General features: G+C 50.3%; 24 protein-coding genes. 10 read left to right on the forward strand and 14 right to left on the reverse strand.

Features of this window, described 5'->3' with window-relative positions; all coding sequences use genetic code 11:
* Positions 1–94: 94 nt before the first annotated feature.
* Together OH31_RS09520 and pip are read right to left on the reverse strand one after the other, a co-directional pair.
* Positions 95–1,393: a YhjD/YihY/BrkB family envelope integrity protein gene (locus OH31_RS09520; RefSeq protein ID WP_242402250.1), complete on the reverse strand. Its 1,299-nt coding sequence runs from the start codon at positions 1,391–1,393 to the stop codon at positions 95–97.
* A gap of 27 nt (positions 1,394–1,420) precedes the next feature.
* Positions 1,421–2,371, reverse strand: a complete 951-nt coding sequence (pip, locus tag OH31_RS09525) for a prolyl aminopeptidase (RefSeq protein ID WP_024930535.1) — start codon at positions 2,369–2,371, stop codon at positions 1,421–1,423.
* Positions 2,372–2,677: 306 nt separating this feature from the next.
* Between pip and OH31_RS09530 the strand changes: the two genes are divergently transcribed.
* The 5 genes from OH31_RS09530 to OH31_RS09550 all read left to right on the forward strand — a co-directional run bounded on the left by OH31_RS09530 (position 2,678) and on the right by OH31_RS09550 (position 8,421).
* Positions 2,678–4,543: a PQQ-dependent dehydrogenase, methanol/ethanol family gene (locus OH31_RS09530; RefSeq protein ID WP_019883532.1), complete on the forward strand. Its 1,866-nt coding sequence runs from the start codon at positions 2,678–2,680 to the stop codon at positions 4,541–4,543.
* Positions 4,544–4,788: 245 nt separating this feature from the next.
* A complete protein-coding gene (locus tag OH31_RS09535; protein WP_019883531.1) occupies positions 4,789–5,667 on the forward strand; it encodes a quinoprotein dehydrogenase-associated putative ABC transporter substrate-binding protein in 879 nt (292 codons plus the stop codon).
* A 226-nt stretch (positions 5,668–5,893) separates the two neighbouring features.
* Positions 5,894–6,376 (forward strand): cytochrome c, encoded by a 483-nt coding sequence (locus tag OH31_RS09540; RefSeq protein ID WP_024930536.1) that lies wholly within the window; start codon positions 5,894–5,896, stop codon positions 6,374–6,376.
* 177 nt (positions 6,377–6,553) lie between these two features.
* Positions 6,554–7,027, forward strand: coding sequence for a c-type cytochrome (locus OH31_RS09545; protein ID WP_024930537.1), 474 nt, complete (start codon positions 6,554–6,556; stop codon positions 7,025–7,027).
* A gap of 68 nt (positions 7,028–7,095) precedes the next feature.
* A complete protein-coding gene (locus OH31_RS09550) occupies positions 7,096–8,421 on the forward strand; it encodes an NAD(P)/FAD-dependent oxidoreductase (RefSeq protein WP_024930538.1) in 1,326 nt (441 codons plus the stop codon).
* An 80-nt stretch (positions 8,422–8,501) separates the two neighbouring features.
* Here OH31_RS09550 and lplT read toward each other — a convergent pair whose 3' ends face one another.
* From lplT to moaA, 8 genes are all read right to left on the reverse strand, one after another.
* Positions 8,502–9,668, reverse strand: a complete 1,167-nt coding sequence (gene lplT / locus OH31_RS09555) for a lysophospholipid transporter LplT (RefSeq protein WP_024930539.1) — start codon at positions 9,666–9,668, stop codon at positions 8,502–8,504.
* Between the two features lie 20 nt (positions 9,669–9,688).
* Positions 9,689–11,083: a PhoH family protein gene (locus OH31_RS09560; RefSeq protein WP_019883524.1), complete on the reverse strand. Its 1,395-nt coding sequence runs from the start codon at positions 11,081–11,083 to the stop codon at positions 9,689–9,691.
* A 12-nt stretch (positions 11,084–11,095) separates the two neighbouring features.
* Positions 11,096–11,557 carry a peroxiredoxin gene (locus OH31_RS09565; RefSeq protein WP_019883523.1) on the reverse strand — a complete coding sequence of 154 codons (462 nt, stop codon included), beginning with the start codon at positions 11,555–11,557 and terminating at the stop codon, positions 11,096–11,098.
* A 97-nt stretch (positions 11,558–11,654) separates the two neighbouring features.
* On the reverse strand, positions 11,655–13,133 hold the full coding sequence (locus OH31_RS09570) for a HAMP domain-containing sensor histidine kinase (RefSeq protein ID WP_024930540.1): 1,479 nt from the start codon (positions 13,131–13,133) through the stop codon (positions 11,655–11,657).
* 6 nt (positions 13,134–13,139) lie between these two features.
* Positions 13,140–13,928, reverse strand: coding sequence for an energy transducer TonB (locus tag OH31_RS09575; RefSeq protein WP_024930541.1), 789 nt, complete (start codon positions 13,926–13,928; stop codon positions 13,140–13,142).
* Between the two features lie 88 nt (positions 13,929–14,016).
* A complete protein-coding gene (glp, locus tag OH31_RS09580) occupies positions 14,017–15,282 on the reverse strand; it encodes a gephyrin-like molybdotransferase Glp (protein ID WP_024930542.1) in 1,266 nt (421 codons plus the stop codon).
* Between the two features lie 11 nt (positions 15,283–15,293).
* A complete protein-coding gene (gene mobA / locus OH31_RS09585; RefSeq protein WP_024930543.1) occupies positions 15,294–15,863 on the reverse strand; it encodes a molybdenum cofactor guanylyltransferase MobA in 570 nt (189 codons plus the stop codon).
* The gene (gene moaA / locus OH31_RS09590; protein WP_024930544.1) at positions 15,863–16,873 is read right to left on the reverse strand and encodes a GTP 3',8-cyclase MoaA; all 1,011 of its coding nucleotides are present in this window, start codon (positions 16,871–16,873) and stop codon (positions 15,863–15,865) included. The genes mobA and moaA overlap by 1 nt, the downstream gene beginning before the upstream one ends.
* A gap of 129 nt (positions 16,874–17,002) precedes the next feature.
* Between moaA and OH31_RS09595 the strand changes: the two genes are divergently transcribed.
* Genes OH31_RS09595 through OH31_RS09615 form a run of 5 tightly spaced genes read left to right on the forward strand, consistent with a single transcriptional unit; the run spans position 17,003 to position 23,097 of the window.
* A complete protein-coding gene (locus OH31_RS09595; RefSeq protein WP_024930545.1) occupies positions 17,003–17,482 on the forward strand; it encodes a formate dehydrogenase subunit gamma in 480 nt (159 codons plus the stop codon).
* Complete coding sequence (locus OH31_RS09600; protein ID WP_024930546.1) at positions 17,475–19,040, forward strand: NADH-quinone oxidoreductase subunit NuoF; 1,566 nt, start codon at positions 17,475–17,477, stop codon at positions 19,038–19,040. Before OH31_RS09595 ends, OH31_RS09600 begins: the two co-directional genes overlap by 8 nt.
* Positions 19,041–19,060: 20 nt before the next feature.
* Complete coding sequence (gene fdhF, locus OH31_RS09605; protein ID WP_024930547.1) at positions 19,061–21,952, forward strand: formate dehydrogenase subunit alpha; 2,892 nt, start codon at positions 19,061–19,063, stop codon at positions 21,950–21,952.
* Positions 21,952–22,863 carry a formate dehydrogenase accessory sulfurtransferase FdhD gene (fdhD, locus tag OH31_RS09610; RefSeq protein WP_024930548.1) on the forward strand — a complete coding sequence of 304 codons (912 nt, stop codon included), beginning with the start codon at positions 21,952–21,954 and terminating at the stop codon, positions 22,861–22,863. Before fdhF ends, fdhD begins: the two co-directional genes overlap by 1 nt.
* Positions 22,864–22,878: 15 nt before the next feature.
* Entirely contained in the window at positions 22,879–23,097 is a 219-nt protein-coding gene (locus OH31_RS09615; RefSeq protein ID WP_019883512.1) for a formate dehydrogenase subunit delta, read from the forward strand.
* 85 nt (positions 23,098–23,182) lie between these two features.
* On the opposite strand, the gene OH31_RS09620 is transcribed toward OH31_RS09615, so the two are convergent.
* The 4 genes from OH31_RS09620 to trxA form a co-directional block, all read right to left on the reverse strand.
* A complete protein-coding gene (locus tag OH31_RS09620) occupies positions 23,183–24,910 on the reverse strand; it encodes a glycosyltransferase family 39 protein (protein WP_242402251.1) in 1,728 nt (575 codons plus the stop codon).
* Positions 24,911–24,998: 88 nt separating this feature from the next.
* Positions 24,999–25,199 (reverse strand): 50S ribosomal protein L31, encoded by a 201-nt coding sequence (rpmE, locus tag OH31_RS09625; protein ID WP_019883509.1) that lies wholly within the window; start codon positions 25,197–25,199, stop codon positions 24,999–25,001.
* Between the two features lie 104 nt (positions 25,200–25,303).
* Entirely contained in the window at positions 25,304–26,563 is a 1,260-nt protein-coding gene (gene rho, locus OH31_RS09630) for a transcription termination factor Rho (RefSeq protein WP_019883508.1), read from the reverse strand.
* 81 nt (positions 26,564–26,644) lie between these two features.
* Complete coding sequence (trxA, locus tag OH31_RS09635; RefSeq protein WP_019883507.1) at positions 26,645–26,971, reverse strand: thioredoxin TrxA; 327 nt, start codon at positions 26,969–26,971, stop codon at positions 26,645–26,647.
* Positions 26,972–26,994 lie beyond the last annotated feature (23 nt).

Consider the following 26,994-nt stretch of genomic DNA (forward strand, 5'->3'; position numbering starts at 1 on the left):
TTTGTAACACATATTACAATTCTGCAATGGTTGTGTGACTTGATTTAGCGCAAAACGCGGCTGATCTATGTTGTTTATTCAGGCACTGGGCTGTTTATACGGCGCTTGATGATACAAATGTGTTCTTTACCTGCGCATGATGGGAGAGTTGTTTTAGCAGGCGCACGGCAATATGCGGGTCTTCCTGCAACAGGTTCTCCATGCAGTCGGCATAAATTTCAATCACTGATGCTTCTGGCGAGACGACCACTGCGCTGGCCGTTACGGGTTGCGCCGAGAACAGGGCGATGTCACCAAAAAAATCACCGTACTGCAAGATACGCAGTATTTTCTCACTGCCGTCAGTGTGTTGTTGCGTCAAATGCAAGTTGCCATCGACCACCATATAGTAGTGATGGCTGGTATCCCCCTCTTTCAGCACATAACTGCCTTGCGCATAGGTTTTACCGTATTTGCCCATTAGCGCCTGCAAGTAGTGTTGCTGGTTGGGGATATCTTCAAACAGGCCTTTCAGCAGCAAGACGTCTTTTTGCCTCAGTGTGACCATTAACTCTATGCCCACCAGAAACACGGCAAAATTAAGATAAAGCCAGCTGATGGAGACAAACATGGCCTTCATGCTGCCGAACACGGCGCCAAAGTTTTTATTCACACTTAAAAACAAGCCAAAGGCCGGGCGCATCAGCATCCACAAGGTGGCGGTGAGCAGGGCGGATAACAGCAAGTGGCGCCAGTGCACATTGAGCGGGCAAAAGGTGTGGTAAAAACCTGCAATCAATAGCGTGGTTAAAGTAAGCGATAGTAGTGAGCCGACCACATTGATCGATGCGGATGGCAGATGGTTGGCTAAGAAAACAATAATAGACTCCAGCACAAAGCCGGCGGCGGTAAACAGGAAAAACACGAGTAATACACCCAGCACGGCGACGACATCGCGTAACTTTTTATGCCAGAAAGAAGGCACGTCATTGCGGCTGGCAATCAGGTGAAAGCTGGCGCGCATATGTGTTGCCAGTGGCGTGATAGTCCACAGCAACACAAAAAAGCCAACCGCACCCCAGGCAGCTTTGGTGCGCGTATTTTCATACACTTCTATCATGATGCGCTGGCTGAATTCTGGCAGCAGATTGCTGGTCAGAATGGCCAGTTTCACAATGGCGTAATCAGACGAATACACCAGGTGGCTGATTAAAAAGAAAATCAGCACGATCAGCGGAATCAGTGCGAACAAAGCGTAAAAGGAGAGGGCGGCAGAAAGCCCCATTAACCTGTGCTTGGCTACGCCTTGCCAGGTTGTTTTTATCACGAACAGCGGCGTGCAGTAGCTATAGGCTGATAATTGCTGCTTCAGGCCGCGCCACTGTGCTTGTAATGTCGTCCATAACGCAGGCATACACTCCGCTTTCATTGGGGATGATTGTTAGGGGCTGAGTTGCTTGTATTGTTCCGTCGCATTCAATAAAGCCTGGCACGTACCAGCTTCCATCGCTGAGTGACCGGCATCCGGCACCATGACCAAGGTCGCGTGTGGCAGTGCTTTGCTTAATTCCCAGGCAGTTTGTGGCGGACACACCATATCATAACGCCCTTGCACAATGGTTGTCGGGATGGATCGCAGTTGCTCAGCGGCTGCCTGTAACATTTGATCGCCATCGACAAAGCATAAATGTTGAATGTAATGAATTTGTACACGCGCCCGTGCCAGTTCGACGGCGCCATTGACTTCTGTGCTATCCGCTTTAGGGATCAGGCTCATAATGCTGGATTCAAACGCGTTCCAGCGAATGGCTGCTGGAATGCTGATGGCCGTGTCAGCGTCAAATACTTGTGTGGCATAGTAATCCAGGACATTTTCCCGATGGCTGGCTGGCACTGGTGCCAGCAGTGTCTGCCAGGCCTCCGGGAAGAAAAGCGCTACCTGGCCCAAAAACCAGGCTATTTCATGCTGCCTGCTCAAAAAGATACCGCGCAAAGTCAGGCTGATCACTGTGTCAGGATGGCCGTTTGCATAGGCTAATGCCAGCGTGCTCCCCCATGAGCCTCCAAACACATGCCAGCGATCAATATTCAAGTGCTGGCGTATCGCCTCTATATCTGTCACCAGGTCTTGCGTCGTATTGTCTATGGTCTCCCCAACTGGCAGGCTGCGACCACATCCGCGTTGATCAAACAAAATGATGTGGTAATGCGCAGGGTCAAAAAAGCGTCTTTGTCCCGGATTGCAGCCGCTGCCAGGGCCGCCATGTAGAAAAATAACGGGTACGCCATGCGGGTTGCCGCATTGTTCAATATAGATTGAATGTAACGGGCTGACTGCAATATGGGTATTTGTAAACGGCTGGCATTCAGGATAAAGATAGAGGGCGCTCATAAATTATTTTCTTAACTGTATGATTTTTAATGGTAATTTATTTTATGACAAGCTTGCTTAAAAATAACAAAAAATATTTCGAAATATTTGTAACCGATTTGTAACCAAACTGTTGCAATTGAAAACAAATTGTTCTATATTGCAATCCTCACATGCGGCAAGTGATAAATTCTAAGGTGTTTCAGGAGTTTTTCCCTTGTCTCTGGAGTGAAAAGTATGCGGGAGATTTGGTTTGCCAATCCTAGTGGTGGCAGAATTTAACGTGTACTTAATATTAAACCCTTAGTTCTAACTTTGGAGATCAATATGCAAGTTAACAAAATCAAACTGGCCTTGGGTCTGGTAGCAGCATTGCCATTGGTTGCTTTCGCAGCAGCTGACCAAGAAGCCGCGTTGAAAGATGCCAACAACTGGGCACATCCACGTGGTCAACACAACAACAACGGTTACAGCGCCTTGGCACAAATCAACAAGGGTAACGTTAAAAACCTGAAAGCAGCTTGGACATTCGCTACTGGTGTAAACCGTGGTCATGAAGGTTCACCAGTGGTTGTGGGCAACATGATGTACGTTCACACAGCTTTCCCAAACAACGTATACGCTCTGGATCTGAACGACAATCAAAAAATCGTTTGGTCCTATTTCCCTAAACAAGACCCAAGCGTTCAAGCAGTTCTGTGCTGTGACAACGTTTCTCGTGGTCTGGGCTACGGCGACGGCAAAATCTATCTGCAACAAAACGACGGTATGTTGGTTGCTTTAGATGCAAAAACCGGTGCTAAAGTATGGGACGTTAAGAACACTGATCCAAAAGTTGGTGCAACTAACACTAACGCTCCACACGTGATCAAAGACAAAGTATTGACCGGTTGCTCAGGTGCTGAGTTCGGCGTACGTTGCTTTATCGCTGCATACAACCTGAAAGACGGCTCTCTGGCATGGAAAGCATTCTCTACAGGTCCAGACAGCGAAGTATTGATCGGTGCTGACTTCAACAAAGAAAACCCATCCTACAATGCTCTGTCAGTTTACGAAGATGTAAACGGCGGTAACAAACAAGGTGGTTCTTTCAAAAAATTGGCTAACGACAGCCTGAAAATTGGTGAAAAAGAACTGGGTACACGTACTTGGTTGAAACCACAAGCTGTTAAAGACGGCTGGCAACATGGTGGCGGTTCCGTATGGGGCTGGTGGCCATATGATGCACGTACAAACCTGGTTTACTACGGTACTGGTAACCCATCCGTATGGAACCCAGATGTACGTCCAGGCGACAACAAATGGTCTATGACAATTTTCGCTCGTGATTTGGACACTGGTGTGGCTAAATGGGGCATGCAAATGACTCCACACGATGAGTGGGACTACGATGGTATTAACGAAGTAATCCTGTTCGACAAAGGTGGCAAAACTTACGCATGGCACCATGACCGCAACGGTTTCATCTACACATGGAACGCTCATAACGGTTCATTGGTTGCAGCTGAAAAAGTACACCCATTCGTTAACTGGGCAACTGATGTTGACCTGAAAACAGGTGTGCCAAACAAATTGGCAACTGCTTCTACTCACCAAGACTACAACGCTAAGGGTGTTTGCCCAGCTGCTTTGGGTACTAAAGACCAACAGCCTGCTGCTTACTCTCCAAAAACTGGTTTGGTGTACACGCCATTGAACCACGTATGTATGACATACGAGCCAGTTGAGTCTAAATACGTTGCTGGTCAACCATGGGTTGGTGCTACTTTGACTATGTTTGCTGGTCCTGACGGCGTAATGGGTGGTTTCGGTGCTTACGACCCAATGACCAACAAAAAAGTTTGGTACAACAAAGAGAAATTCTCTGCATGGGGCGGTGCTCTGACTACAGCTTCTAACATCGTGTTCTACGGTACTTTGGATCGTTGGTTCAAAGCTGTTGATGCACAAAACGGTAAAGAACTGTGGAAATTCCAAGTTGGTTCCGGCGTGATTGGTAATGCATTCACATACGGCAACAAGGGTAAACAATACGTTGGCGTACTGTCCGGTATCGGCGGTTGGGCTGGTGTTGCGATGAACTTGGGTATGACCAACGACACAGACGCACTGGGTGCTGCTGGTGGTTACAAAGAGTTGACTAAGTACAACGCTGCTCCTGGCGGCGGTGCACTGAACGTTTTCTCACTGTAATTTGAGCTTGTCTTAAGTTACACGTAGTAATACGTTGACTCCTCTAACACCCTGCTTCGGCAGGGTGTTTTTTTTCATGAATATCATGATTCAAAAGTATCGCAATAAAATTAAATGTGTTTTGGCTACAAATGAAAACGCATTCACGCTAAGATGATTCACTTTGTCGTTGATTGGTAGAACTTTTGAGCGAAGCCAGGCTCCAAAAACGACAGGAAACAATCACAAAAAAGGATGAAGTCAAAATGAGAATTACATGGAATATTCTGGGTGCGTTTGCGATGATGTTTGCCACACAAAGTGTGGTGTTTGCTGAAGAGATTGACATCCCCTCTCTGAATCCGGACGAAGGCCGTATAGGTGAAGTGCGCCGTGTCGCGGATGAGTCCGAATTTAAAGTCTGTTCAGACCCGGACAATATGCCTTACTCCAATATCAAACTGGAAGGCTTCGAAGACAAGATTGCCAAGGTACTGGCAGATGATCTCGGTAAAAAATTGACCTTTCAATATGCCTATAATCGCCAGGGCTTCTTGCGTAATACGATCAACGCCATGCGATGTGATGTGATTATCGGCATGACTTCTGATTTTGATGGTTTGAGAACATCCAAACCTTACTATCGTTCCGGCCATGTGTTCGTTTGGCGTAAAGACAGTAACTATGACATTAACAACTGGGATTCACCGGATTTGAAAAAAGGCATTATCGGCATTGTTGATAAAAGCCCGGCAACGATTCCTTTGAACGATTACGATTTGATGACCAATGCACGCCCTTATCGCTTGCAGCGTGATTTGAATTTGCCAACCAGCTTCATTATTGATGACCTGGTGAAAGGTGATATTGATGTTGCTGTGATGTGGGGCCCAATTGCTGGCTATTTTGCCAAGCATTCTAAAGTGCCTTTAGAAGTACGCCTGATTCCTGAATACAACAAGGTGAATCTTAAAGGTAAGGAATACTGGAATATTTCTGTAGCTGTGCGCATGAAAGATAAAGACCGCATCAAGATGATCAACGAAGCTCTGGAGCGCAACAAAGATAAGATCGATGCAATCCTGAAAGATTACGGTATTCCAACGGTGCCAGTGGTTGAAGGCGACAGTGTGTATAAAAAGTAACACACATAGTGAAAAAGTTTTAAAAACAGGCAGTTGCTAATGACAAGGTAAAAGAAACGCAGTAGAATCGTGGCCTTGTTTTGAGATGGCTAAGTGAAATATTCTGTAATTAATTTCGGAAATATTCGTCAACCGTTTCTGGAACGATTCGTTAAATGAGCATACGTTAATGTTGGTTGGGTCTTGATGTTAACGTCGCTCATTTTGTTTAGGATTAGGAGAAAACATGTTAGGCAACACATTTAAATCAGCATTGTTGATTTCCTTGATGGCATTTGCCACAGGTGCGATGGCTGATATCACTTTTTCAGCTACTCAAGACGGCTCAACCATCAGTATCGATAAAGCAATGTTTGATACAGACGCTTCAAAAGAGTTTTTAGCTACAGGTAAAAACCCTTACATCGGTAACGATGAAGCGATTAAAAAAGGCAAAAAGATTTTCAATCTGTACTCTTGCGTGGCCTGTCACGGTGGTAAAGGTGAAGGCGCAGTAGGTCCAGGCTTGATCGGTTCAAACTTCCGTTACGCGAAAAACGCAACGAACAAGGGTATGTTTGAAACTATCTGGCACGGTACTAACGGTGGTATGGGTGCTAAAGGCTTTGGCTTGATGGCTCCAGATGATGGTATCAAACCAGATGAAGTGCTGAAAGTGATTGCTTTCATTCGTAGCAATAGCAACGTAGGCATGACAGGTAACGAGTAATTCGTTACGAATAAAAACGGTCACTGAGGTGACCGTTTTTTGTTTTTGTGGCACAATAAATGCAGTCGGTTTGATTATAAAAAACAATTAAAAACCGTTTTATTTCAAAGAACATGGATCTTAGGAAAGATGGGGGTAATCATGAGAAGTATGCTTTTAACTACACTGCTCGCCGCAATGCTGGCAGCCTGTAATAACGGTGGTCAATCTGGTGCTGCAGCGGATGCTGGTGGTGACATCAAGGCGATTCAGTTTGTGGCAACACAAGATGGTCAGCCGCTGACAATTGACGTGAAAATGTTTGATACACCAGCAGCAAAAGAGTTTTTGGCAACGGGTAAAAATCCTTACATCGGCAATGAAGAGGCGATTAAAGAGGGTAAAAAAAGATTTAACCTGTATTCTTGTGTAGCTTGCCACGGTGGGCATGGTGAAGGCGCAGTTGGTCCTGGTTTGATTGGTGAAAATTTCCGTTATTCCAAAAATGCAACCAACAAAGGAATGTTTGAAACGATTTGGCATGGTACCAATGGTGGTATGGGTGCTAAAGGTTTTGGTTTGATGGCGCCAGATGATGGTTTGAAACCGGATGATGTGTTGAAAGTTATCGCGTTTATTCGTAGTCATGCCAAAATTACTGGTAACGAATAACGGTATAATTAAGTTGTTGTGCGCGCTTGGCAGTACGGCAGGCGCGCTTTTTTATTGAAGGATAGAGCGTGACAGACGAAAATGATTTACACCATGTCATCATTGTAGGTGGCGGTGCAGGTGGCCTTGAGTTGGCGACCAAACTGGGTGACTCTCTGGGCAAGAAGAAAAAGGCCAGAATTACGCTGATTGATGCCACCAGAACCCATGTATGGAAACCATTGCTGCATGAAATTGCAGCGGGCAGCATGGACCCTGACCGTCATGAGCTGGAGTATCTGGCGCAGGCGCACTGGCATCATTTTAAATTTCGTCTGGGCCGTATGGATGGCCTCAACCGTAGCACACGTGAAGTGTTGCTGGCGCCGGTGCATGATGAAGATGGTAATGAAATTATTGCGCGTCGTTCGTTCAAATACGATACCCTGATTATTGCCGTGGGTAGCACGACCAATGATTTCGGCATTAAGGGCGCACGCGAGTTTTCAATGGCGCTGGACACACAAGCACAAGCGCAGAAATTCCATCGATATTTGCATAACGCTTTATTGCGTGCGCAAACCCAGCCTGAGGCATTAAAGCCTGGCCAACTGGAAGTGGCCATTGTTGGCGCGGGTGCGACAGGTGTTGAGTTGGCGGCAGAATTACATAATACAACGCGTGAGTTGGCCGCTTATGGCCTGGACAAAATTGATGCGGACCGTGACGTCAAGATTTCCTTGATCGAAGCCAGCGATCGTATCTTGCCTGCATTACCGGCTAAACTATCTTATGCGGTAGACGTAGAGTTGCGTAAGCTGCGTGTCAATGTGTTTACCGGTGAGCGCGTGACCGAAGTGTCTGAAAAAGGCATTACTACACACAGTGGTCGCACCATTCCGGCAGAACTCGTGGTGTGGGCAGCCGGTATCAAGGCACCGGATTTCCTGAAAGATATCGATGGCCTGGAAACCAACCGTATTAACCAGTTGGTGGTCAATCAGCATCTGCAAAGTACGCGTGACGAGAACATTTTTGCTTTCGGCGACTGCGCAGCTTGTCCATGGTTAGGCCATGACACCACTGTGCCGCCACGTGCGCAGGCAGCGCACCAACAGTCCTCTTTGCTGGTGAAAACAGTCAAGGCGCGGGTGGCCGGTAAAACGCAATTGCCAGAGTTCCACTATACCGATTATGGTTCATTGGTGAACCTGGGCAAGTACTCGACTGTTGGTAGCCTGATGGGCACCGTTGCAGGCGGCAGTATGTACATTCAGGGCCTGTTTGCGCGCGTGATGTATCGCTCTTTGTATAAGATGCATTTGATGGCATTGCACGGTATTTTTGCCGTGATTGTGCATACCATCGGCCGTATTATTTCAAGACGTACTGAACCGCATGTAAAACTGCACTAGTGTTATAAAAGTGCACTAATGGCATGGCAATAAAAAAGGCGCTTCAAGCGCCTTTTTTATTGGGTGAACATTCTGCGCTGCTATTGCTGGATTTGTTTGCGATAGATCAGGGTGATCAGCGACATGCTAACGATGATAAACACGCCGAAAATGGCAACGATCGTGTTGATCTCCAGTTTCGCCCCCACCATCCAGGTGTAGGCGCCTAGTAAGAGCAATATGCCTATATTCTCGTTAAAGTTTTGCACCGCTATTGAATGGCCTGCGCCAAGCAGATGATGCCCGCGATGTTGTAGCAACGAGTTAAGCGGCACCAGGAAATAGCCGGAGAGCACGCCAATCACAAACAGCAGAATGCCGGCCAGAATAGGGCTGTGGATCACTATCATGCTGATGACCAAAATACCCATGTATATGCCAGCAGGCAAGACTTTAACGGCATTTTCCAGCTCGACATAACGCGAAGCGATGATGGAGCCAACAGCAATGCCGACGGCCAGAATTGCAATCAAATAGGTGGCTTGCTGTTGCGAGAATCCGAGCCTGACATCAGCCCATTGCAACACCACAAATTGCAGTGTTGCGCCTGCACCCCAAAACAGTGTTGTCACTGCCAGCGATACCTGGCCTTGCGGGTCTTTCCATAGCGTCACAAACGCATGCCAGAAGTCCTTGAGCAAAAAGCGCAATGTTTTTTGCGCCACTTTATGGTCGATGGGTACTTTAGGGATGTAATAGTTAAAGCCTGCGGCCAGCAAATACAGCAGCATGATGCAGGCAATGCCTATGTATGGATTGTTGATCGACAGCGTAGAGCCTAAAACCGGGCCGAGGATGATGGCAGTCACGGTTGTGCCTTCCATCCAGGCGTTGGCCTTGATCAGCAACTTCGACGGTAGCATCTCAGTCAGGATGCCGTATTTTGCTGGAGAGTAGGCCGCTGCGCCGACGCCGACCATGGCATAGGCATACAATGGCGGGACGCCGACCAGGGCCATTAAACAGCCGATAAACTTCAAGCCGTTACTCAAGAACATCACGCGGCCCTTAGGGAGCGCATCGGCAAACGGGCCGACAAAAGGTGCCAGCACGATGTAGGAAATGACAAAGAACTCTCGTAGCAGCGGTTCATGCCAGCTCGGTGCGTTGAGCTGAGCCAGCAGCGCAATCGCTGCAAACAAGAGTGCATTATCAGCGATTGCCGATAAGAACTGGGCAATCAGTAAGGTATAAAAGCCTTTAACCATCACATTCAAGCAGACTACGTCTACAGGACCTCGGCTGCAAAATCTGCCAGGCGTGAGCGTTCGCCACGAACCAGCGTGATATGGCCATTATGTGACCAGTTTTTGAAACGATCGACCACGTAAGTCAGGCCAGAGCTACCTTCAGTCAGATAAGGCGTATCGATCTGGGCGATATTGCCCAGGCACACCACTTTAGTACCAGGGCCTGCACGTGTAATCAAGGTTTTCATTTGTTTTGGCGTCAGGTTTTGCGCTTCGTCGATAATTAAAAATTTATTGAGGAAAGTACGGCCACGCATGAAATTCAATGATTTGATTTTAATGCGGGTGCGGATTAAGTCCTGGGTGGCAGCACGCCCCCATTCACCTACGTCCTCATCTGTTTTGTTCAATACATCAAGGTTGTCTTCCAGGGCGCCCATCCATGGTGCCATTTTCTCTTCTTCGGTGCCTGGCAAGAAGCCGATGTCTTCCCCCACCGGCACGGTGACGCGCGTCATGATGATCTCGGAATAGCGTTTTTTATCCAATGTTTGCGTCAGTGCCGCCGCCAGGGTCAGCAGGGTTTTACCTGTACCGGCCTGGCCTAACAGCGTGACAAAATCTATGTCAGGATCCATCAGCAAGTTCAAGGCAAAGTTTTGTTCACGATTGCGTGCCGTAATGCCCCAGACACTGTGTTTAGGGTTGGCGTGGTCATGCACCACTTCGAGCACGGCTGAATTGTCTTCAATTTTACGCACAATCGCATGGAACGGTTTGTGGTACTCATAAAACAAAAACTCGTTGATTAGTAGTGACTTGACGATAGGGCCGCTGATTTTATAAAACATGCGGCCGGCTTCTTGCCAGGAGTGCATGTCTTTGCTGTGGGCTTCCCAGAAGTCTTCCGGCAATTCGCGCAGGCCGGTATACAGCATGTCGCTGTCTTCCAGTACTTTATCGTTAAAGTAATCTTCAGCCGGCACGCCCATGGCGCGGGCTTTAATGCGGATATTGATATCCTTGCTGACCAGGATGACATTACGTTTGGAAAACTGTTTTTTCAGGGACAGGGCGACGCTGATGATCTGGTTATCCGCCTTGCTGCCTGCCAGGCCTGGCAGGTCAGTCGGCACATGCTCCATCTGGAAGAACAGCTTGCCGGTCAGGTGGCGATTACCCTGAATACCCAGTGGACAGCCTTCTTCCAGTTTGTCCGTGTCTATGCTGCCGATGATTTCTTCCAGAAAACGGCTGGCCTGACGGGCGTTACGGGCGACTTCAGTCAGCCCCTTCTTGTTATTGTCTAGTTCCTCCAATGTCACCATCGGCAAATAGACATCGTGCTCTTCAAATCTGAATAGCGACGACGGGTCGTGCATCAGAACGTTGGTATCAAGAACAAACAACTTGGTGTGTGCAGCACGGGCCATAGAAAATCACTTTTATGAGTGGGAAGACTGAATACTGGCGTATACCTCGGCGGCATGACCATCCACTTTGACACCACGCCATTCGCGCACAATGATGCCTTGTGGGTTGACCAGGAATGTACTGCGTTCAATGCCTCGTACCTGTTTGCCGTACATGTTTTTCATTTTAATTACGTTGAATGCCTGACAGGCGATTTCTTCGCTGTCAGAAATCAGCTCAAACGGAAACGTGTACTTGGCTTTGAAATTTTCGTGTGATTTCAGGCTGTCGCGTGAAATGCCAAAGACCACGGCATTGGCTGCAGCAAACTGCTCATGCATATCGCGAAACTGCATGCCCTGCGTAGTACAGCCGGGCGTGGCATCTTTGGGGTAAAAATAGAGAACGAGAAACTTACCCAAATAGTCTTTGCTATTAAATTGGAGGCCAGAAGTGGCCGGTAAGATGAGTTCTGGAACAGGTGAATTCAACATAGTAGTCATGACAATCACTTAATCACATTGTTGATAAAAATACAAAATTAAGCAAGCACAAAACGAAAATTCTCATGTCAGCCGCAGGTCTAGCCCGTTATTGCGGTAACGTGATGGTAATGTGCGTGCCTTGGCCAGGCTCGCTGTCAAAGGTCATAGCGCCGCCCAACTCCTCGCATACCTTGAACGCAAAAGGGATGCCCAGGCCGGTGCCAAAGCGTTTGGTGGTCGGGCCTGGCGTCAGCGCATGAGGCTCCGGCTTGAATGGCATGCCCGGCCCTTGATCGATAATGGTGATAGTGAGCAGGTTATTAGCCAATCTGCATGTTAACTGTATTTCTGTGCCTCGCGGTGAAGCCTCTGAGGCATTTAGAAGCAGGTTGTACAGCATTTGTTCCAGTAAATGTTCGTCTGTGAGCACCAGGCGTTTGATCGTCGTGCTGTTTTCAATGACCCTGATCTGCTTTTCATTGAGTTTTGGCTGCAAGGTGGTGATGGCACCCTGCACAATAGAGGAAAGCAGCAACTGGTTGAGCATGGGTTTGATCGGGTGCAGGTAAGACAGCAGGCTGCCTGTCCAGCGCTCCAGTCTGTCCACCGTATGGATAATGCCTTGAATCGACTCCAGCGTGTCTTTATCCAGCAAGGGGTCGTCAATGACTTGTGCGGTCGCACGTATGCTGGCCAGCGGGTTGCGGATGTTATGCGCCAGCATGGGCACCAGCAGGCCAAGTGCCGCCTGTTTTTCGCTTTTAACCAGGGCGTCACGACTGGCTGCCAGGTCTTCGGCCATTTTATTGATTTCTCTCGACAGCACCGCCAGCTCCTCTGCACCGGCCTCCGGTACCTGATGGCTCAGGTTGCCGGTACTGATGGCATTGGTGGCCTGCATGATGTCGTTAATCGGCCGGACGATGGAGTTTTTCAGAATCCGGCGTGAATACACAATCAGGATGCAGGCCAGTAGCAGTGGTAATGAGAGCACCGCAATCGAGTTGCTTCTGGCCTCGTCCAGGCGTTGCTTGATTTCACCCTGTTTCACAAACAGCAAGTTTTCGGCACGCTTGGAAACCTCTTCATAGTGCCTGAAAATGCCGGTTTCAATATCCTGGTAAATGGACTTTTGCGCTTTGCGATCAGGGTTATTCTGATAACGATAAAACAAGGCCGGTGCTTCATTGACCAGGTTGCGGTATTTCAGCTCTATGTCCATCAGCGCATCGCGCTCTTCCTGATCGATGGCGACATTTTGCAGGCGCTCCAGGTGATCCAGGATGGAGGTAGTGTATTGGTTGTATTCATGTAATGCATTCTCTTCCTGCAAGAAAAACGCATCAAATAACTCTTTGGTTTGACGATACAGGTCGCCGCGCACCAGGTAGATTTCCTGAATGACAAAGTTAATGCGTTGTGATTGCTTGGAGGCTTTGTCCCACAGATAAATACCGTAGCCGCCGCTGGCAACTGCCAACACGATCAGTGCAATAAAGTACAGGTCATGAAACAGCAGTAAGTGCCTGAGTGGCTTGTCGTGGGCTCTGGCTGAGGTGCCTAAGGATGTACGCTTGAAAAACATGGCAGCTTAACTTGCCAGCTTGAAGCTGACTGGCACATTGGTTGATTTCAGCCTGCCGCGCAATAAATCGTTAAACAGAGATTTCAACTGCGACTTCTTGATGGTGGCAATGGCAGCCTCATCGATGGCCTTGTTGCCGCTAGATTCCACCACTTCAATGCTAGTCACGTTGCCATGGTCGTCAAAGGTAATGTGCAGATTGGTCACCCCTTCAATGCCGCGCTCCAGCGCAATTCTGGGATAGCGCAGGTTCTTTTGAATTTCACGTTGAGCAGCCTCTTTAAACGCATTGCGCGCAGCCTCAATATCGCCTTCGCTCGGTCCACTGGCTTTGATCGGCTCAGGTAGCGGTGCAGGCGGCGCTGGAGGCGCAACCATCTCAGACTTTGCTTCGCTAACAGTTGGTTTGGCTGTAATCACTGCCGGGGCTGGGGACTCAACGACCTGGCGCGGTGTCTCTGTGGGAGGCTCCGGGGTTGGGGATGGTTTTTGCGGCGCGACTGGTTTTTGTTCCACCGGCTTTTGCTCAACCTGTTTGGGCTCGCTCTTTACCGGTTGCGGCTTCGGTGGTTCAGCTTTTACGGGGGTAGGCTCCGGCTCGGCGACTGGCAGCGCTGGTGCAGGTGGCTGCTCTTTCACCAACTCAATGCGGATTTCCTGCTTTTTGGGCGGTGGCAGGTCATAGTCTGGCTTGGGCATGGTAAACATGATCGCAGCATGGATAAGCAGTGAAGCAATCAAGCACCACTCTAATACATGACTGAACTGTTTAGACTCTTTTAACACGGCTTGCACGCCAACACCCTTATGATTAACCCCCGCTGCGACCCGACACTATAAGCTATTTTTTATGATTCATGCCAGCTTGTGTGGGTCGGGCGGATTAGCAAATGCCGCTGAAAGGTTGCACCTCAACCAGCGTGCCTGCTGCCAGTGTGCTGGTTTGATCATCCAGCACAATAAAGCAATTGGCCTGGCTCATGCTGCTCAAAATCCCCGAGCCTTGCTCACCGGTGGTTTTCACCTTCCAGTCTTCGCCTGCTTTAAATAAGATGCCACGCTGGAACTCGGTGCGGCCGGGCGCTTTTTTAATGGCGCTGACACATTCGACCTTGAATGAGGGCTGGCTAAAGGTATTCGAACCCATCAGGTTTTTGAGGGCTGTTTGTACAAACTGGTAAAAGGTCACCATGGTAGACACCGGATTGCCGGGTAAGCCAAAGTAATGTGATTGGCCGATTTTGCCGTAGGCCAGTGGGCGGCCCGGTTTCATATTGATTTTCCAGAATAATACCTGGCCGTGTTTTGCCAGCAATTGCTTCATAAAGTCAGCTTCGCCTACCGATACGCCGCCACTGGTAATCACCACATCATGTTCGGCAGCCGCTTGTAGCAATGTTTTTTCCAATGCATCTGGGTCATCGGCGACATTGCCCAAGTCATGCACGTCTACCCCTAGTGCTTGCAACATGCCCCATAAGCTATAACGATTACTGTCATAAATCTGGCCCGCCTGTAATGGCTGACCGACACTGACCAGCTCATCGCCGGTGCTGAAAAAAGCCACTTTCAAGCGGCGGTAAACCTGGATTTCTGCAATGCCCAGCGAGGCCAGTAGCCCCATATCGGCCGGTTGTATTTGATGGCCGCGCGCCAGCACGGTTTGACCAATCGTGATGTCTTCCCCTGTCAGGCGAATATTGGCACCTTGGGCCGGGATTTTGAGCACTGTGACCATTTTACCTTCAGTCGCGGTGTGCTCTTGCATGACAACGGTATCCACGCCAGATGGAATCACCGCACCTGTCATGATTTTGACACAACCGCCTGCGGGTAACTCACCGGTAAATGGATTACCCGCAAATGCGGTGCCCACGATTTGTAGTGGTTGCGTCGCCTCTGCATGGCGGAACGCAAAGCCGTCCATGGCCGAATTGTCATGGCCAGGCACATTGAGGCCAGATGTCACAGACGTTGATAGTGTGCGCCCCAGCGCTTGCTTGATGCTAATGGTTTCGCTGTCTTGCACGGGCGATAAAAATTGCTGGATATACTGGCGCGCTTGCGTCACAGACATGGCATTAGGGTCATAGTCATCTGCGCAGGAAGGATTGCTGGCCAGTTGTTGCAAAAGGGTTTGGTTAGTCATGATGGCTAAGGCTAAGAGGGGTGGTGGTTGATGTTAGTAAACGCTTGCTCATCTTCAAAGCTCACGAATACATGGGGATGCTGGGCTTGCCAGGCACTCACTTTGCGCTGGCCTTGTTGCAGAAAAGCATCGAGGTCGACGCTCAATTGGCGTGGCATCAGGCAAAACACTGGGTGCGTGCCACTGGCGCTGCGCGCAATGGCCAGCAGGGCGTGGGTGTGATTAATTGCCGAAGCTTCGCTGATGGCGCGACGCAGTCGACTGACTAAATCCAGTGGCAGCAGTGGTGAGTCACAAGGGACGCTGAGTATCCAGTCTGTCGTGGCATGATGCATGCCTGCTTGCATACCTGCCAGTGGGCCATCAAACTGATTGTTGGCATCGGTGACCACCGGGACGCCAAATCCCTGGTACTGCTCTAAATGGCGGTTGGCATTGATGATGACATGATCCACCTGTGGCTGTATGCGTTCCAGCACGTGTGCGACCAGGGGCTTGTCTTGATAATTCACTAAGCCTTTATCGGCACCGCCCATGCGCATGCCGCGCCCGCCGGCCAGGATGACTGCAGTAACCTGCATTAACCACCCGTATGCGACATAAAGCGGACAACCGCAGGGGCTGCACGCCGTAAATCGAAATCGTGCCCTTGAGGCTTGATACGCATGCCATGCAAAATGGCGTCTACCAAGGGTTGGTCGTCGTCAGGATGCGCGCGTAGCAATGGCAGCAAATTGACTTGATGGTCTTGCCCCAGGCACAGGAACAGTTCTCCCTGACAGGTGATGCGCACGCGGTTACAACTCTCGCAAAAATTGTGGCTATGCGGTGAGATAAAGCCAATCCTGGTTGGCTGGCCATTGACTTGCCAATAGCGCGCAGGGCCGCCTGTCCTGTGGGTGCTCGGCGTGAGTGAGAACTTACTTTTTAGCAGAGCAAGCGTTTCGGTGTTGCTGACACAGCTTTGTTCGCGATCATGCTCCACTGCCCCTAGCGGCATTTCTTCAATAAAGCTGATATCGACCTGTTTTTCAATCGCAAAGTTGACCAGGGCTTCGGCTTCATCATCGTTGATGCCACGCATCAGCACGGTGTTGATTTTAATATTGTCAAAGCCTGCAGACCTGGCTGCGTCCAGTCCGGTGAGCACTTTTGATAATTCGCCCACACGGGTGATGGTTTTAAAACGGTCTGCCTGCAGGCTATCGATGGAGATATTGATGCGTTTGACGCCAGCGGTTTTCAGCGCCGTGGCATATTTATCCAGCTGGCTGCCATTGGTGGTGAGTACACACTCATCTAGGCCGGGCAAATGACCAATTTCCTCAAACAGCCACATGGCATTTTTGCGTACCAGCGGTTCACCACCGGTGATGCGAACTTTACGCACGCCCATACGGACAAACAGTTTAACGAGGCGTGCACATTCTTCGAGTGATAACACGGCATCGCGCGGCAGAAACGTCATGTCTTCTGCCATGCAGTATTGGCAACGGAAATCACAACGATCGGTGATCGACAGGCGGATATAGTCCACGCGCCGACCAAACTGGTCGATCAATTGTGTAGGAATGGTGGCCGCTGTTTGCATGACTATATTAAGGTCTAAAGTAATTCGTATTTTATGCCCTTTTTAGGCTTTCACAAGGCATAAATAGAGGATATGATTCGAGGGTGATAGAATGTAACTAAATTGTAACCAGTTAAATGTGAGGTCGGTTTGGATAACACATTAAGCCACGAGCAACACGTGCAGATACAGGCGCATATTCAAGCACACCAGCATGTGCCGGGTGGGCTGATGCCTTTGTTGCATGCGATTCAGGACGATATTGGCTATGTGCCGGAAGCCGTATATCCGGAGATTGCCAAAGCGCTGGCCCTGTCTGTGGCCGAAGTCCACGGCGTCGTCAGTTTTTATCATCATTTCCGTACCCATCCCATCGGCAAGCACGTGCTGCAAGTGTGTCGTGCCGAGTCCTGTCAGTCCATGGGGTCTGCCAAGCTGGAAGCCGAGCTAAAAGCGAAACTAGGTGTGGATTATCACCAAACCACGGCTGACGGCGAAGTAACACTGTTGCCGGTGTATTGTCTGGGTAACTGTGGCTGTTCGCCTGCAGTGATGCTGGATGATGAAGTGTATGGTCGCATGAGTACTGACAAGGTCACCGCATTGATTAGCGAGGTGTGCCATGGTTAAGGTGTATGTACCTATAGACTCCACCGCGCTTTCCCTGGGCGCCGAGCGTACGGCTAAAAAAATAATGCAAGAGGCGCAGGCACGAGGTGTTGAGATGACACTGGTGCGCAACGGTTCACGTGGCTTGTTTTGGCTGGAGCCGCTGGTGGAAGTTGAAACCGCGCAAGGCCGCGTCGCCTTTGGCCCGGTGCAGCCCTCAGACGTGGCTGGCTTGTTTAATGCAGAGTTTACCAATGCACTCGCTGACAAAGCTAAAGCGCATCCTTTATATTTAGGGTTGACCGATGAGCTGGCCTGGCTGAAAAAACAGCAACGTTTAACTTTCGCCCGCGTGGGCATTACCGATCCGCTTTCGCTGGAAGATTACCTGGCGCATGATGGTTACAAAGGCCTCAAAAATGCTCTGGCCATGTCAGGTGCTGAGATTGTCAAAGCCGTGACGGATTCTGGGTTACGTGGCCGTGGCGGCGCGGCTTTCCCCACAGGGATCAAGTGGAATACTGTACTCAATGCCCCGGCTGAACAAAAATATGTTGTTTGTAACGCTGACGAAGGCGACTCGGGCACCTATTCTGACCGCATGATCATGGAAGATGATCCTTTTGTGCTCATTGAGGGCATGACCATTGCCGGTATTGCCGTAGGCGCTACACAGGGCTATATCTATTTGCGTAGCGAATATCCGCATGCGCTGAAAACACTAGATGAGGCCATCCGTAAAGCGAATTTAGCGGGCTACCTGGGCGAAAATATTCTGGGCTCGGGCCATACTTTTCATCTCGAAGTGCGTCGTGCCGCGGGTGCCTATGTCTGCGGCGAAGAAACCTCCTTGCTGGAAAGCCTGGAAGGCAAGCGTGGCCTGGTCAGGTTTAAACCACCGCTGCCTGCGATTGAAGGCTTGTTTGGCAAGCCGACCATTGTTAATAATGTGATTTCACTGGCGACCGTGTCAATTATTCTGGATAAGGGCGCGCAATATTATGCCGATTACGGCATGGGCCGTTCACGTGGTACTTTGCCTATTCAACTGGCCGGCAATTTAAAACAAACCGGTCTGGTCGAACTGGCTTTTGGGGCGACCTTGCGTGAGTTGCTGTATGACTATGGCGGAGGCGCTGCGTCGGGTCGGCCTATCCGTGCCGTACAAGTCGGTGGCCCATTAGGGGCTTATCTGCCCGAGAGCCAGTTTGATACGCCGCTGGACTACGAAGCATTCACCAAGATTTGGGCCGTACTGGGGCATGGAGGTATTGTGGCATTTGATGACACGGTAGACATGGCCAAGATGGCGCGCTACGCCTTTGAGTTTTGTGCCGTTGAAAGTTGCGGCAAATGTACGCCGTGCCGCATTGGTTCCACGCGCGGCGTAGAAGTGATGGACAAGATTGTACTGGGCAAAAATCACCCGCAAAATGTGCAGTTGCTGCGCGATTTGTCCGACACCATGCTGAATGGTTCCTTGTGTGCATTGGGGGGCATGACGCCTTATCCGGTGTTGAGCGCCCTGAATCATTTCCCTGAAGACTTTGGTCTAAGCAATAAAGAAGCTGCTGCCTAAGGGCGGCGAAGGATGACATTATGGATGACATCAAATACTCCTCTTCACAGCCGCAAGCACTTAAATACGATGCGGATACCGATTACGGCACGCCCAAGTCTGACAGCACCACCATGGTGACGCTGAATATTGATGGCATAGATGTGACCGTGCCTGATGGGACTTCTATCATGCATGCCGCGCAACTGGGCGGTGTGACCGTGCCTAAGTTGTGCGCGACTGACTCATTGGAGCCGTTTGGCTCTTGCCGTTTATGCCTGGTCGAGATCGAAGGCCGCCGCGGTTACCCGGCGTCTTGTACCACGCCAGTGGCGCCAGGGCTCAAGGTGAAAACGCAGACACCTAAACTGGCCGATGTGCGCCGTGGCGTCATGGAGCTCTATATTTCAGACCATCCGCTGGATTGCCTGACCTGTGCGGCTAACGGTGATTGCGAGCTGCAAGATATGGCGGGCGCGGTAGGTTTGCGCGAAGTGCGTTATGGCTATGATGGTGAGAATCACCTCGGTCAGGCCAAGGATGAGTCCAATCCCTATTTCACATTTGATGCTTCTAAATGTATTGTCTGTTCACGCTGCGTGCGTGCGTGCGAAGAAACACAAGGGACATTCGCACTGACCATCCAGGGCCGCGGCTTTGATAGCAAGGTCTCTGCCGGCGGCAAAGACTTTCTGGAGTCAGAATGCGTGTCTTGTGGCGCTTGCGTCCAAGCTTGCCCTACCGCGACGCTGATGGAAAAAACCGTGATTGACGCCGGTACGCCAGAACACAAAATCACCACCACATGCGCTTATTGCGGCGTGGGTTGCAGCTTTGACGCCGAAATGAAAGGCGAGCAAGTGGTACGTATGACGCCGACCAAAGAAGGTGGTGCCAACCACGGTCATAGCTGTGTCAAAGGCCGCTTTGCCTGGGGCTATGCAACACACGCTGACCGTATTACCACCCCCATGATCCGTAAAAGTATTCACGACCCTTGGCAAAAAGTGGGCTGGGATGAGGCGATTAATTATGCCGCCAGTGAAATCCAGCGTATTCAAAAGCAATATGGCAAAGAAGCGGTCGGGGGGATTACTTCCAGCCGTTGTACCAACGAAGAAGTCTATGTGACACAAAAGCTGATCCGGGCCGTATTTGGCAGTAATAACGTAGATACCTGCGCACGCGTCTGCCACAGCCCCACTGGATATGGCTTGAAGCAAACCCTGGGTGAGTCTGCCGGTACGCAGACCTTTGATTCAGTCATGCAGTCTGACGTGATCTTTGTCATGGGAGCGAACCCAACCGACGGTCACCCGGTCTTTGGCTCCTTGATGAAACGCCGCTTGCGTGAAGGGGCCAAGCTGATTGTGGTCGATCCACGAGAAATTGACCTGGTGTCTAACTCGGCGCATGTGCGTGCGGATTACCATTTGAAACTGCGTCCTGGCACCAATGTGGCCATGATTTCTGCCATTTCTCATGTGATTGTGACTGAAGGTCTAGTGCAGGAAGAATTCGTCAAAACACGTTGTGAGTGGGATTCGTATATTGCCTGGCGTGACTTTGCGGCCAAGCCGGAAAACTCACCAGAAGCCTTGGAAAAGGAATTGGGTGTGCCTGCCAATGAGGTGCGTGAGGCTGCACGTTTATATGCCACTGGCGGTAATGCTGCGATCTACTACGGCCTGGGTGTCACCGAGCATAGCCAGGGCTCCACCACCGTGATGGGTATTGCTAACCTCGCCATGGCAACAGCCAACATTGGCCGCGAAGGCGTAGGCGTCAACCCATTACGTGGTCAAAACAATGTGCAAGGCTCTTGTGACATGGGTTCCATGCCACATGAATTCCCTGGTTATCGTCATGTGTCTGATGACGTAACACGTGCGCAATTTGAGCAGGCCTGGGGCGTGACGCTGAGTGCAGATCCTGGCTTGCGTATCCCCAATATGCTGGATTTAGCCGCAGAAGGCAGCTTTAAAGCGGTGTATTGTGTGGGTGAAGATATTGCCCAGTCTGATCCGGATACCCAGCATGTGACCCATGCGCTGGAAAGTATGGAGTGCGTGATTGTGCAGGACTTGTTCCTCAACGAAACGGCTAAGTTTGCTCACGTATTTTTCCCTGGCGCGTCTTTCCTTGAAAAGAATGGTACCTTTACTAATGCTGAGCGTCGTATTTCGCCTGTGCGTAAAGTCATGACGCCAAAAAATGGTATGGAAGATTGGGAAATTACTGCCAAATTCTCAGAAGCCTTGGGTTACCCCATGCATTATGCGCATGCCAGCGAAATCATGGACGAGATTGCTGCGTTGACGCCGACCTTTACCGGTGTCAGCTTCAAAAAACTTGATGAACTGGGCAGCATCCAGTGGCCATGTAATGACGAAGCGCCTAGTGGTACGCCAACCATGCACGTCGATGAATTTGTGCGTGGTAAGGGCAAGTTCTTTATTACTCAATATGTGCCAACCACAGAGCGCGTGAACCAGAAATATCCGCTGATTCTGACCACTGGCCGTATTCTGTCGCAATACAATGTGGGCGCGCAAACACGCCGCACAGAAAACGTGGCCTGGCACCATGAGGATCTGATTGAAATTCATCCGCACGATGCTGAAGATCGCGGGATTGCCGAAGGCGACTGGGTAGGCATCAGCAGTCGTGCCGGACAAACGGTATTGCGTGCCAAGATTACCGAGCGCGTACAGCCTGGTGTGGTGTATACCACGTTCCATCATCCTGAATCCGGCGCGAATGTGATTACCACAGACAACTCCGACTGGGCGACCAATTGCCCGGAATACAAGGTGACGGCGGTGCAAGTGTCTAAAGTCAATCAGCTGTCGGATTGGCAGCAACATTACCGTTCGTTTAGCGACACGCAAATTGAATTGTCGGGGATGGATCCGCACACGGTTGTTTCTTGATGACAGTTGAAGTTGATGTAAAAGGTTGTCCGCTGCCTGCGAGTAGTGAATGGCAAGCCATTGCGGCTGAACAGGCGGTGAGTACATTGCATGTGACCCGCTGGCGCGAAGGGGTGTCATCTGCCCTGCCGGATGCGGTGGCAGAAGAGGTGCCGATTGCGCTGGTGTATAACGGTATTTCGCATGTGGTGATGCTGGCGACCCCGGCTGATCTTGAGGATTTTGCCTATGGTTTTTCGTTTACTGAAGGCATTATCAGTCATCGTAGCCAGATTTATGGCATAGATGCTAAAGCCTTGTTTCATGCGAACGGGCCATTGCAAGGCATAGAGTTACATATTGAATTGGCCACAGAGCAGTTTGCCCTGCTCAAGGCGCAGCGCCGTAATTTAACCGGGCGCACAGGGTGTGGTTTGTGTGGTGCAGAGAGTTTGAAGCAAGTGTTTAAACAGCCGATGTCGGCGACTGGGCGATTGGTGACGGTGTCATTGTCGGCCATTGATGCGGCGCTGGCCGGATTGAAATCACAGCAACCCTTGCAGCAACTGACGGGCGCTACGCATGCGAGTGCGATTGCTGATGCCAGTGGGCAGGTGGTGTGTGTGCGTGAAGATGTTGGCAGGCATAATGCACTGGATAAGCTGGTTGGCAGCCTGTTGCGCCAGGGCTGCGATTTTTCGACCTTCTGGGCGCAGCACTGGGTGTTGACGACCAGCCGGGCCAGCTACGAAATGGTGCAAAAAGTTGCGATGTGTGGCGGGCAAGTACTGATCGCGCTGTCTGCCCCCACTGCGTTGGCAGTCAATTTGGCGCAGGAATATGGTTTTTTGCTGGTTGGCTTTGCCAAAGCCGGGCAGTGCGTGGTGTATAGCGGCGCACTGTCAGAATCAGATGCGCGTGCGTTTCGCTAGAAAGAGTGTAAGCCTATGGAAGTGGAAAAATTAATCAAGATGGCCAACCAGATTGGCGACTTTTTTGAAGCGAATCCAGATGTGGAAGAGGCTAAGCTGGAAATTGCCAGCCACCTTAAAAAGTTCTGGAATTCAGTCATGATCAAATCGCTGGTTGCCCATGTGCAGCAACATCAAGGTCAGGGGCTGCATCCGCGAGTGATTGCCGCTATCCAGCAACACGTGCAGGCATAGTTAGCATAAGCGCGGCTGCGCGCGCATTATTGGGGGCGTTTGCCCTGTCGCTGGGCTGCTAGAAATCAGCAGCCATCTCGAGTCTTTAGTGGCGCTGCAATAGCCTGAAAGATTCCCGGTTCTGGCGGGTTTGTTCGCCTTCCCAGATCACACGCCATTCTTCACCAGGCAATATGTGGCGCTTGCCTGGCTGGTCTTCAATCAAATACAAATCGCACTGCGTAGACTTGGCTTGCTCGTGGTCTTTCAGGTGTATGCCTGCATGCAAGCGTATGCCAGAATGATAGTGCAGCAAGTCTTCTTGTGACGCACCGATATTTTGTGCGTGGATGCAGTTGTAATGCGCAGGCAGGTGTTTGCGTAGGTCTTCAAACAGTGGCTGGTAGGTACGTGCGGCTTCTATCATTGGCAGCCATAAGCTCATAAACACTGTCCAGGCACAGGTCATGCCGATGGCCCAGTTGGTGGCGCTAGAACGGTTGGAGTGCTTGGCACGCAACACAATTGACAGCCAGATCAGGGTCACCGCAACGGCAATCGCGCCGTATAACAGGCTGAAATGGATGGTTTCCAGTCCTGACAGGTAACTCAGGCGCTGGTAGAGCTTCACTGGCGAGCCGTTGAGCATGGCCCACCAGCCCAGCCAGGCCGTGGCAATCAGAATGCCAAACAAAATCAGGCCAAACCAGTTTAAAGCACCGGCGGCGCCGCGTTTAAGGGTTTCGATGCTGCCTGCGGCCAATACGGTCAATGGCACCAGTAGTGGTAATGCACTCACTTCGCTGCGGTCGCTCATGAAGCCGATCAATATAAAGGCAATGCCGAAGAAAATCAGCCCGAGCTGAAAGCGGTAAGTGGTCAGCACGGAGTGCCTGAATCGCCAAACGCCCCACATGGCGAACGGCAGGGCTGGCCAGGCATACCAGGCCAGTGTTCTTAAAAAGTAGCCATGATTGCCAGGCAGCTGGAGTTGCCATTGCGATTGCCACCACGCGTGCCACAGGCCAGGCGCCCATTGCTGGCATAACCAGCACCATAGCCAGATCCCGGGCATGGCAAGCAAAGTGCCCGCTAACATGGCCCGGTAAGTGGGTTTGTGCTGGCGAATGGCGGGGACCAATAACAGGCCAAGCACAGATAACATAATCGTGAGAGCAGGCACCACGCCACCTGCCAAAAAGGCGATTAACAGGCCGGTGCAAAGTAACCACATGGCGCGTATCGGTTTGCGCATCACCAGGGCCAGGGCGTAAAAAGCCATGGTGATACCGCTGAGAGCGGCAACGGCAGGCATCATGGTATGGGCGCTGACGACCAATCCCAGGCAGCCGATAAAAATAAAGTTGGTTTGACGACCTACGCCCAGATTCCATAATTCGCGACCACTCAGCCCGGTCATGATCAGGGTCAGCAGCATCCAGAGACCTACACTGAGCCTGGCAGCGTCGTGCGTTGGTAGCAAGGGCGCGAGTAAATGGGCAAAGCCGGTGGCTGCCCAGTAAAACAATGGTGGCGTTTCCAGTAAGGGATGTCCGGCTGAGACTGGCGCAATCCAGTGGCCGTGTGTCCAGCTGGTCGCAGACAGGAAAGGGTGATCGATCAGGCTTTGAATAATGCTGGCCGATTGCGATTCAAACGGTTTCCATGGTGAGTGGCCAATCAAACCCACGCACAGCCAGATGGCGCATAGCAAAATCAGCAGATGCGTTTTGGCGCGCTCCCCCACCTTGGCGCGTGGGGTGGCCATGTTCTCTTGCCAATCGTGATCAATATAAAACTGCATGGTTGGGTGTGGGTCGCGGGATGAACGCATGATCAGAGTGTGATATTACCCCTGAAATGCCTAGCTATAAAAACAAAAAAGGCAGCCATGCTGCCTTTCTGGACCATATTCGCCGAAATTACATGCCGTATTTTTGGCGGAATTTCTCAACGCGACCAGCAGTATCCACGATCTTCTGTTTGCCAGTGTAGAACGGGTGGCACTGTGAACATACTTCAATGTTCAGGTCTTTGCCTGTCGTAGAACGAGTTTGGAATTTGTTGCCACAGCTACATGTGACGTTGATTTCCGGGTAATTTGGGTGAATATCAGCTTTCATGCTTTCTCTCTAATCTTTAAGCAGTTGCAGTAAACGCGCGATTATCTATGATTTTTATTGATTTATCAATAGCAGATCGATAAATAATTGCATCCAGGGTGGCGTTAGCCTCTACGCATACTGTCGAAGAAGTCGTTGTTGCTCTTGGTTGCCTTGATTTTGTCGAGTAAGAACTCCATCGCCTCGAGGTCATCCATCGGGTAGAGCAGTTTGCGCAATACCCATATTTTCTGCAGTACGTCTTTGTCCAACAGCAGTTCTTCGCGGCGGGTGCCAGACTTGTTGACGTTGATCGCAGGGTAAGTACGTTTTTCGGCCATGCGTCTATCCAGGTGGATTTCCATGTTGCCGGTACCTTTAAATTCCTCGTAAATCACGTCATCCATGCGCGACCCAGTATCTACCAGCGCAGTGGCGATAATGGTCAGTGAACCACCTTCTTCGACGTTACGTGCCGCACCAAAGAAACGCTTTGGTTTTTGCAGGGCATTAGCATCCACACCACCGGTTAATACTTTGCCAGAAGAAGGAATCACCGTGTTGTAAGCACGTGCCAGGCGGGTAATCGAATCCAGCAGAATCACCACGTCTTTTTTGTGTTCTACCAGGCGTTTGGCTTTTTCCAGCACCATCTCGGCCACTTGCACGTGGCGGGTCGCTGGTTCGTCAAAGGTGGATGCCACTACTTCGCCGCGTACAGAACGTGTCATTTCTGTCACTTCTTCCGGACGCTCATCAATCAGTAACACGATCATGATACAGTCAGGATGGTTGGCGGTAATCGCATGGGCAATGTTTTGCAGCATGACGGTTTTACCGCTTTTCGGGCTGGCAACCAATAGTGCACGCTGACCTTTACCGATCGGCGCAATCATATCGATCACGCGGCTGGTAATGTTTTCTTCGCCGCGGATTTCGCGTTCCAGTGTCAGTGGTATGGTTGGGAATAGTGGCGTCAGGTTCTCAAACAGGATTTTGTGTTTGGTATTTTCCGGCGCTTCATTGTTGACGCTATCCACTTTCACCAAGGCAAAATAGCGCTCACCATCTTTAGGCGTACGAATTTCGCCTTGAATGCTGTCACCTGTGTGCAGGTTAAAGCGGCGTATTTGCGACGGAGATACGTAAATATCGTCCGGGCCCGCCAGATATGACGTATCCGGGGAGCGCAAAAAGCCGAACCCGTCTGGTAATACCTCCAGCGTGCCATCACCAAAAATGCTGTCGCCTTTTTTGGCCTTGTTTTTAAGGATCGCAAAAATAAGATCTTGCTTGCGCATGCGGCTGGCATTTTCAATGTCATTGGCAATGGCCATGTCGACCAGTTCGGTCACGGGGAGATGTTTGAGGTCGGATAAGTGCATTGAGTAACTCGCTAGACTGAGAAACGGCGGAGAGATTGAAAAGAAAACCCGGTTTCGCAGACTGGAAACCGGGTAAGTAGATTAAATGTTGCTGTCGATAAACGCGCTGAGTTGAGATTTGGACAATGCACCGACTTTAGTCGCTTCCACATTGCCATTTTTAAACAACATCAGGGTTGGGATACCGCGAATGCCGTATTTTGGCGGCGTATTCTGGTTATCATCAATGTTCAGTTTTGCCACTTTCAGGCGACCAGCATATTCTTTGCTGATGTCATCCAGAATCGGCGCAATCATTTTACAAGGGCCGCACCATTCTGCCCAATAATCAACCAATACTGGCACTGTGGATTGCAGTACTTCTTGTTCAAAGCTGGCGTCGCTTAAATGGGTAATGTTGTCGCTCATTATTGCCTCTTAAGAATGGTGAA

It is taken from the genome of Methylophilus sp. OH31 (assembly GCF_000576615.1).
In the GTDB taxonomy this organism is placed as follows: Bacteria; Pseudomonadota; Gammaproteobacteria; order Burkholderiales; family Methylophilaceae; genus Methylophilus.